Origin of the sequence: Candidatus Erwinia dacicola (genome assembly GCF_001756855.1) — a bacterium.
GTDB classification, from domain to species: domain Bacteria; phylum Pseudomonadota; class Gammaproteobacteria; order Enterobacterales; family Enterobacteriaceae; genus Erwinia; species Erwinia dacicola.
In genome coordinates, this window is the sequence record NZ_MAYS01000513.1 from 1 (window position 1) to 1,847 (window position 1,847).

Below are 1,847 nucleotides of genomic sequence, written 5' to 3' on the forward strand. Positions count from 1 at the left end.
ATGCGGTTGAGCATAAATTCGGTGAGTTCACGCAGAAAGTCCTCGCCGCCGAGTTGTATCAGGGTGTTGCTGAATGTCATGCTGTTGTCGGCCATCGGTTGACTCCTTCTGAGATAATTGTCTGATTAACCATTACGTTACCGGATAAGCCAATGGCTCTCACCATCCTTCCAAATTTACACCACGTCCTAAGACTCTACCGAGGCGACGCGTATAAAGGCTTTTTCTCCCAGATTCGGCGCGCTGTACAGCGACACCGAAAAACAGTTACGGTCAACGATAACGGCGCTAGGCGGAGCACTAAAACACTGGATCATATCGTTCCACGGCAAGCCGAGGCCTTGTCGTGGCTGGTGAACACCGAGGTGTCAATCACCAAGTTGCCATCAATATGCTGCACGCTCTCTTTCTTCAGCGTGGCCACTATATTACGCAGGTCCTGACGAGTCAGCGTCGGGTCGCCGCCGAAGCGCACCACCAGATCGCCACGCAGCGTATCACCGCTTAGGCTGCCTTTGCTTTCGAGCTGGGTGTGAAAACGGTAATCAGGGCCAAGCTGTAAAAGTACCGCCAGCGCAGTAATCACTTTCATGGTACTGGCTGGCAGCGCCATCTGCTGGCTGTGATAATCAATCGAGGGAGACGCAGCGCCAATTTTCTGCACAATCAGCGCTAGGTTCGCGCCGTCGGGTAAGTATTGGGTGTAGTCTTCGATGGAGGCTGCGCAGCATAAATGCGTAGCTAATGCCGGTGACAATTCGTAAAGATCGCATAATCTCGCGGTAACTGACAGGTAATGCTGTCATACTACGGTGCATCGTGGTGGAAAGTAAACGATGACCATTGAGTAACTCTGGGGTAAAATACGTATCAAATTGCAAAATAAGCCAGACCTTGGAAACTGCTCCGGGTCAGGCTTCTTTCGTTTTAAATCAGTAATAAGCGCCGCGGGACGCCTTTCCTGCATGCCATCCGTCAGGACGACGACACATTGAACAGGACAGATTTTATGAGGTATTGAGATGAATCAAATTCCAATGACGTTAAAGGGTGCGGAAAAATTGCGCGAAGAGCTGGAAGAGCTGAAAACCGTAAAACGCCCAAGAATTATTGCCTCAATTGCGGATGCACGGGAACACGGCGACTTAAAAGAAAATGCGGAATACCAAGCTGCCCGTGAGGAGCAGGGATTCTGTGAAGGCCGTATTCAGGAAATCGAAGCCAAGCTTTCCAATGCTCAGGTGATCGATGTTACAAAAATGGCCAGCAATGCTAACGGTCGCGTAATTTTTGGCACCACCGTTACCGTGCTGAATGTCGAAACGGACGAGGAGTCGACCTACCGTATTGTGGGCGATGACGAAGCCGATTTTAAAAAGAGCCTGATTTCAGTGAACTCACCGATGGCGCGCGGTTTGATTGATAAAGTCGTTAATGACGTTACCATTGTCAAAACCCCCTGCGGCGATGTGGAATACGAAATTCTGAAAGTAGAGTATCTCTAATTATTCTCTAAAGGTTTTGTGAAGATTAAGAAAAAGGCCGCCGAAGCGGTCTTTTATCAGAATCAGGAGGATGGCACTTTCTCCAGACCTGAGCTTAGTATGGACGGGCCGTGACAAAAAGGAGTTTAGCGGGACGCGGGATATACATGGAGCTGAGTATAAAGCGGAGCTCCGGTCATGCAAAGCACCGGAACGGCGAAGCCGTGACGCTCGCCCTGTAAGGGCGCTACGTTCCTTCGTTGGACGGTACAGCACCAGCGTCTTGCCGATTATCTGCACGTGTTTCGTGCACGATAGCGTCCACTACCAAGTCTTCCGTCTTACGATCTTCTGTGGCGATTT

1 protein-coding gene and 1 pseudogene are annotated in these 1,847 nt (G+C 50.2%); one reads left to right on the top strand and one right to left on the bottom strand.

Annotation, left to right across the window (positions count from 1 at the left end; translation table 11 throughout):
• Nucleotides 1–200 precede the first annotated feature (200 nt).
• A pseudogene (gene dacB / locus BBW68_RS13180) lies at nt 201–731 on the bottom strand (D-alanyl-D-alanine carboxypeptidase/D-alanyl-D-alanine endopeptidase); the annotation flags it as partial.
• 291 nt (nt 732–1,022) lie between these two features.
• Here dacB and greA point away from each other — a divergent pair.
• Entirely contained in the window at nt 1,023–1,505 is a 483-nt protein-coding gene (gene greA, locus BBW68_RS13185) for a transcription elongation factor GreA (RefSeq protein WP_070135715.1), read from the top strand.
• The last annotated feature ends 342 nt before the right edge of the window (nt 1,506–1,847 follow it).